This is a genomic window from Micromonospora sp. AMSO12t (genome assembly GCF_008806585.1).
Taxonomy (GTDB): domain Bacteria; phylum Actinomycetota; class Actinomycetes; order Mycobacteriales; family Micromonosporaceae; genus Micromonospora; species Micromonospora reichwaldensis.
The window spans coordinates 36,572-43,745 of the sequence record NZ_WAAS01000028.1; the positions used below are offsets into that span (position 1 = coordinate 36,572).

Annotated in this window: 4 protein-coding genes; 3 read left to right on the forward strand and 1 reads right to left on the reverse strand. The window is 71.4% G+C overall.

Going from position 1 to position 7,174, the window contains the following annotated elements; all coding sequences use genetic code 11:
• The first annotated feature begins 116 nt into the window (after window positions 1-116).
• Window positions 117-1,253, forward strand: coding sequence for a hypothetical protein (locus F6X68_RS07020; protein ID WP_151453479.1), 1,137 nt, complete (start codon window positions 117-119; stop codon window positions 1,251-1,253).
• A gap of 89 nt (window positions 1,254-1,342) precedes the next feature.
• On the opposite strand, the gene F6X68_RS07025 is transcribed toward F6X68_RS07020, so the two are convergent.
• A complete protein-coding gene (locus F6X68_RS07025) occupies window positions 1,343-2,032 on the reverse strand; it encodes a hypothetical protein (RefSeq protein ID WP_151453480.1) in 690 nt (229 codons plus the stop codon).
• Between the two features lie 336 nt (window positions 2,033-2,368).
• Here F6X68_RS07025 and F6X68_RS07030 point away from each other — a divergent pair, with 336 nt between their 5' ends.
• Together F6X68_RS07030 and F6X68_RS07040 are read left to right on the forward strand one after the other, a co-directional pair.
• On the forward strand, window positions 2,369-3,727 hold the full coding sequence (locus F6X68_RS07030; protein ID WP_151453481.1) for a glycosyltransferase family 2 protein: 1,359 nt from the start codon (window positions 2,369-2,371) through the stop codon (window positions 3,725-3,727).
• Between the two features lie 851 nt (window positions 3,728-4,578).
• The gene (locus tag F6X68_RS07040) at window positions 4,579-7,068 is read left to right on the forward strand and encodes a M14 family metallopeptidase (RefSeq protein WP_151453482.1); all 2,490 of its coding nucleotides are present in this window, start codon (window positions 4,579-4,581) and stop codon (window positions 7,066-7,068) included.
• Window positions 7,069-7,174 lie beyond the last annotated feature (106 nt).

A 7,174-nucleotide genomic window follows, 5' to 3' on the forward strand; every position in this document is an offset into this window, starting at 1 on the left:
GCACGGAATCCGAACAGGGGACGGCGCGGCGCTGCCGGAGACGCGAAGATGGTCCGTTGTCCGCGCACGGTAGCGTCAGCCGCGTTTGCCGTCGTCGTCAGGTGCCTAGGAGTACGGTGAGTCACCCCCCGCCCCCTTACGGGCCGCAGGATCCGAACCAACCGAGCCCGGAGCAGCAGCCGCAGCCGTACCCGCCGGCACCGATGCCGCAGTTCCCCGCCGACCAGGGCGGCCACCCGCCGCAGCCGCCGACCTCCGGCGCCCCGCAGGCCACGGGCGACCCGTGGGCCCCGCTCCCGCCCGTGCCGCCGCAGCAGCCGGCCGGCGACCCGTGGGCCGCGCCGCAGCCGCCGGTCTCCGGGGCACCGCAGCCACCGGTGTCGGGCGCGCCCGGCGAGCCGTGGGCGCAGCCGCCGGTCTCGGGGGTGCCGCAGCCACCGGTGTCCGGGATGCCGCAGCCACCGGTGTCCGGGATGCCGGGCGAGCCGTGGGCCGCCCCGCACCAGCCGACCTCGGGCACGCCGTACCCGCCGGTGTCCGGCACGCCGGGGTATCCGGCCGCCGGGCCCGGCTACCCGCCGCCCGGTGGGCCCGGCTACGCGCCCGGTGGGCCCGGCTACCCGGGCGGCGCGCCCGGTTACCCCCTCGGCGCGCCGCATCCGGCCGCGCCGCCGAAGAAGAACAAGACCGTCCTGATCGTCGTGGCCGTGGTGGCCGTGCTGGCCCTGCTCTGCTGCGTCGGCGGCGTCGTCGCGCTCATCGCCGGCGCCAACAAGGCGGCGGACGACCTGAATAAAGCCGCCCCGCGAATCACGCTGCAGCCGGACGGCCCGTCCCCGTCGGCCAGGGACGGCGAGACCTTCAACATGAAGCCCGGCGCCACCCTGGTGGTCTCCGACGACGACGGGACCATGGAGATCACGGTCACCCGGTTCACCACGGAGACCAAGGGCTGCCGGTCGTACGCCCCGCCCCCCGACAAGGGCATGTACCTGATCGCCCACGTCACCGCGACGGTGACCAAGGGCAAGAGCTCCATCAACCCGTTCTACTTCAACTGGGTGGCCGCCAACGGCACCACCGCCAACGGCCTGGCGAGCGCGCTCTCCGGCTGCGGCGACACCCTGGACTCCGGCAACAACCTGCCCGAGGGCAGCAGGCGCGCGGGCACGGTGGTGTTCAACGTGGCCGACAAGAACGGCGCGCTGGAGTACCTGCACAGGTTCGAGACCACCGGCTCCTGGCGGCCGTGATCCACAGCTCGTGACGGGAGGCCGGGCCCCTGGGGTCCGGCCTCCCGCGCTCTTCCCGCCGGCCGTCCCGTCGGGGAGGCCGGCGCTCGTCAGCGGCCCTGCTCCAGCAGGTCGGCGACCGTGATCAGCGGGGTCACCAGCGACGGCACCAGGGCGGCGTCCTCCAGCCGGCCGCGCCGGTAGGTGACCAGTTCCGCCCCCCGCACGCTCCACGCCGGCACCGCTCCCGCCAGGTGCGCGGCGATCAGGGTCGGCCCGACCAGCGCCTGCTGCCCCGGGGCCGCGGCGGCCACCCGCCACTGCCGGTCGAACTCCTCGTGCCCGGTGGCGTAGGTGTCGCTGCCGAACAGCGCGCGGCCCAGCTTCGAGAACGCGTGGCGTGGTCCGACCGAGAGCGCCGGGAACGGCCGCCGCAGCCACACCGAGCAGACGACGTACGTGTGGGTGTGCGTGGTGGTCGTCTGGTTGCCGTCCGCGCCGGTCGAGCTGTGCGTCTCGGTGTACGCGTACTCGGCCACGCAGACGGGTCGGCCGTGCAGCGTCCCGGTCAGCGCGAACCGCACGCCCCGGCGGTTGCGGCCCGGCACCCGGTCGGTCCAGGTGATCTGGGGCCGCTCGTCAAAGGTCCAGCCGTACCGGGCGGCCCACTGTCGCCAGTGCTCCCGCCGCTCCCGCTCCCGCCGGTGGGACGCCACGACCAGCGCGACGACGCCCGCCACGAGCAGGACGGCGACTGCCGCGCAGCCACCCGTCCAGAACACACCCGCCATCCGCTCCACGGGCCGCAGCGTAGTGACCGGCCGCACGCGCGCCCGTCCCCGGACGGTGGCGGCCGCGGATCCGGCTGCCGGCCGGGTTGCGGGGTTTCCTCGACGCCGCGCCTCGCATTCGTCACCCGGTGTCGTCGGGACCCCTGTCGATCCACTGATCGCACCCCAGACATCGACGAATCGATTGATCCTCATTTGGCGCGCTGCTTAGCTCCCACCGGCACCGTCGACGACGATGGTCCTGGCCGGTGAGCGTGAACCACCACGCGTGACCCGGCCGGGCCGCGCTCCCGCGCGAGGCGCGTCGACGGAGATCGTGCACCACCACCATGACGGGGAAGTCGAATGACGGCACGGACGAACGACGCGGTCGAGCTGAGCGTGGTCATACCCACCTACCAGGACGCGCAGTGCCTGGCGCTGACGCTGCGGTCGCTGACGCGACAGACGGTGAGCCCCGAGCGCTTCGAGGTGGTGGTCATCCGCGACGGCGGCTCCCCCGCCGGTTACGCCGACGCCGTCGAGGCCGCCACCGGTCTCGACCTCCGCCTGCTGGAGTTCCCCAGACGGCGGGGACGCTCCGCAGCCCGCAACGAGGCGGTCCGGCACACCCGGGCGCCGCTGCTGTTGTTCCTCGACGCCGACTCGTACGCCTCCCCGCAGTTGCTGGAGCGCCACCTGGCCCACCACGCGGTCGCCGGCCGGCCCGCCGTGCTGATGGGCCGGCGCGACGAGCTGAGCCTGGAGCACGTCGAGGCCGCCCTCGACGACCGGGAGATGACCGACGTCCCCCGCCGCCGCGCGGACCGCGCCGGCGACCTGCGCTTCCCGCACGGTCAGCCCCCGGGGCCGGAGTGGCTCCGGGCGGGCTGGGCGCTCGCCTACACCCACAACATCTCGCTCGCCCGTGACCTCTTCGACCGGACCGGCGGATTCGACGAACGCTCCGGGCTGCGCTGGGGCCTGGAGGACATCGAGCTGTTCTATCGGGTGCACCGGCACCTCGGCGTGACCGAACTCAATTTCGCCTTCGACGACGAGGCCCGCGCCTTCCACCTCCCGCACCACCGCAACACCGACCGCAACTGGTCCGACTTCGCGGCCAACCGGAGCCTCCTGACCGGGCAGTACCACGTCATCGAATGGGAGTTCTACGGCCTGCTGGACGTGTACGACTCGCTGGAGCGCATCGTGTACTACCGCTCCGCGGCCACCGACTGCGCGCGGCGCTCGACGTGCCGGATCGGGCCGGCGTTCGACCGGCTCGCCGACCGCCTGCCCGGCCCCCGCGTGCTGTGGGTGGGCACCGGCAGCGATCAGGTCGACCTGCCGACCGGGGCGCTGACCTTCGACTACTCCGCCCCGCCGGGCCCGACGAACCACCACCTGGTCGGCATGGACCCGCCCATCCCGCCGGGCAGCCTCGACGCGGTGGTCAGCGTCGACTTCTGGCGGTACCTGCGGTGGGACGATCTCTGCCGGTTCGTCAACACCTCCGGACGGCTCGCCCGCGAGGTGCACCTGGTCGGCACGGGCGACACCGGATCGGCGCCGCTCACCCCGGGGCCGGCGGTGCTGGACTACCTGCGCCGCGCCCTGAGCGCCGCGTTCGCCACCAGGCTGACCCACGTCGACGGGCTCGGTGAGGTGCTCACCCTGCGGCCCCTGCCTGCCGCCGCTCGGAGGGGCCCGGCGCGCGTGTGACGTCGGCCAGGGACATTGGCGCCCGCTCCAGCCCTATACGGTGACTTGCGTGGATCTCCGGTACACGCGTAGCGGCTCGACCAGAGTGATGGGCAACGTCGCCCTGGCCGCCGGGCTGCTCATCTCGCTACTGATGATCAGCCCGGATAATCCTTCGACCGGGGGATACGTCCTCGCCGCCCTGCTCGTCATGACGGGGGCTCGGGCTGCGGCTCGAAGCGGCGCTCCTCGCCCTGCGTGACGACGGGCAGACCAGGTAGCAAACCTTCGCCTCGTCGACCCTGTCCTCACGGGACGGACCAGGACCGTAGGCGTCGCCTCCGCCGACGCGATCTTCGACGCGCCCGACTTCCTTCGCGCCCTGTCCGGGCACGTCTCGGTCGACCTGCGCCCGTAGGCCTTCATCCGTCGCCCTCGACGGCGCCACCGTCGTGGTGGTCGCCGGTCACGCACGGGCGCCACCTGCGGCGCTGGCCCGCACACCGAATCCTCAAGGTTCCCTCTGGCCGTCGCATCGAAGGGTTGATCAAACGGCTCAGGCGATGCAAAGATCCAGGTCAAGCCACGTCGTCGACGTGAAAGACGCCTCCGCCGCCTCAGTTCCGCCCATGCTCCACACGGTCCTCGACGCGATCCGTCGAGGCCTGGATCGCTGTGGGCGGACACACGACGCACTGCATCCGACGCACCCGGCCCGCTCGCACCCGGCACGATCCTCCGACGCGATCCGTCGGAGCCGGGCTCGTCGTGCGCGGGTGCAGCATGTCCATCTTTGGATGAATCGATGCGGTCCGGCCCGCGCTCGGGCCGGCCGCGACATCACTGACGGCCACAGACAGAAGGAGGGGAGCATGCGAGGTAGACAGCCACGCATCGTGTTCTTCGCGATGTCCGCCCTGGTGGCAACCACTTTCGTCGCGACCGCGCCTGCGGGCGCGGACCCCACGAAGCCCACCGCCACGGGCTCCGAAAGAGCCCACCACGCGGATCATGAGTCGAACCACGTACGCATCAAGCTGACCGGATCCGACATGCTCGACAAGGTGGTAGCCGCCGGCTACGACGTCGAGCACGGCCTCACGCGCGTGCCGGACGGCATCGAGGGCGAGGCGCACGTGGACGCCGGGCAGGTCGCCGAGCTCAAGGCGATGGGCGTCAAGATCCTCGGCGAGAACGAGCGCTTCACCTGGAGCGACGTGGCCGACGGCGGCTTCCGGGCCGCCGGGGCACGGGCCGCCCAGCCGCTCGCCCAGCCGGCGCAGGTGACCGAGGCGAACGACGCGACGGTACGAGTCGTCCGCGCCGACTGGTTCACCACGAAGGGCCAGGGCTTCCTCTACGTCGAGGCACGGACCACCGAAGGCGGGCAGGCCAACCCGATCGTCCTGATGCAGCTCGAGAACGACTCGGGCGTCGGTACGCCGTTCGGCTCCGCCCGGACGATGAGCCGCTTCGTCGACTCCGGGCAGTACATGTTCCACCGGAACCTGTTCAAGCTCGACGCGCGTCCTGACCAGATCAAGGTCAGCAGCTCGACCGGCGGCGTCACCACCGGCAAGGTCTCCAACTGGCTCGAGGGCGCCCCGCCGCCGCTGACGGACAACCCGGGCTACAGGTCGGACTTCATCGACGGCTACAAGCATCCGCAGCAGCTCTTCAGCCGCGCCGAGGAGATCGCCCGGCAGTACCCGGACATCGCCGAGATCGTCTACCTGCCGCACAAGACGAACGGCTACCAGCGCAAGGCGCAGGCCACGATCGGCGGTACCGGGCAGGCGGCGGTCGTCGTCAGTTCGGCGGCGTGGGGCCACGAGGGTGGCAACGACGTCACCGTCGAATTCGTGGAGCGGCCGGGGGCGAGCCTCCCGCTCGGCGTCGACGTGTCGGGCAAGGCGGTCCGCGTCCTCCTCGCGAAGGACGCCAACGGCGCGCTCGCCAGCACCGCCGCGCAGGTGGCGGCGGCACTGGAGACCCAGTCGCAGGGCCTGATCGACCGGGCGCACCCGTACCGCAGCAACGCGGGCACCGGGCTCGTCGTGCCGACGTCCGCCCCGGTCGCGCTGAGCGACTTCCTCGACCAGAAGCGCGTCGGCGCGCCGGAGGGCGAGGTGCCCCGCGGCGAGGCCACCATCCCGGTCCTGCGGATCGGCAAGCACCGCGACGGCCGCAACCCCGGTGTCCTGATCCAGGCCCAGGACCACGCCCGCGAGTGGGTGCCCGCGACGACGACGCTGGAGACGGCCGAGCGTCTGGTGCACAACTACAAGACCGACAAGGACACGAAGAAGATCGTCCAGGAGACGGACATCTTCCTCGTCCTGTCGAACAACCCCGACGGCGCGAACTACAGCTTCTACAACTACGCCTCGCAGCGTAAGAACCTGACGAACCACTGCGAGGACGCGAACGCCGACCCGGACCGCCGTAACTCGTGGGGCGTCGACCTGAACCGGAACTACCGGGTCGGGTCGGGCCACGACGGCTACGCCGGTGGGTCGACGGTGTGCACGAGCGGCACCTACCAGGGGCCGGAGAAGCTGTCCGAGCCCGAGTCGAAGAACATCGTCTGGCTGGTCGAGAAGTACTCGAACATCAAGTTCATGATGTCGGTGCACTCCAACGGCGGCCAGCTGTTCTGGCAGCCCGGCGCCTACATCGCGGACGGCCGGGTCACCACGCCGCGTCCGCCGCTGGGCGACGAGGCGTTCTACTGGCAGTCGGCCGGCAGGATCCTGTCGCAGGTCAAGGCGTACCGGGAGACCGTCGTCACGCCGGAGAACGTCGGCGGCTCGTCGGACGTCCTGTACTCCTCCGCCGGCAACGTCCGTGAGGACATGTACCACACCTACGGGATCTACTCCTTCGGCTGGGAGGTCGGCGGCTCGATCTACAACCCGGCCACCGGCAACTGGCAGGGCGGCTCGTTCCAGCCGGCGTGGGAGGGCAATCCGGCGCTCGTCAGCGGCCACTCCGAGACGATGGAGTACGCCAACGGGATCATGGAGATGTTCCGGATCGCGGCAGAGTGGGGCAAGGACAAGAAGAAGCCGACCTCCGAGCTCGTCCCTGGCGGCGGCAGGTACACCGGGTCCGTCGACGTGCGCTTCGAGACGAGCGAGCCGGCCACCATCTACTACACGACGGATGGCAGCCGGCCGACCCTCGAATCGCCGCGCTACCAGGCCACCGAGTTCCGTGAGCCGGGGCAGGTCTTCCGCGTCACCAGCACCACCACGTTCCGCTGGTTCTCGGTCGACGCCTCCGGCAACGTCGAGAAGGGCTACGACCCGGAGAAGAACGGCAAGAACTACCGCTCGGCGACGGTGACGATCGTCAAGTAGGTAGCGCCCATCCGGTAATTCGTTGCCTCGTCGGTGCGGGAGGCCGCACCGACGAGGCAACGAGCGTTTCCATGGTGAGTCCGGGCGCGTCAGCGTCGCAGCCGTG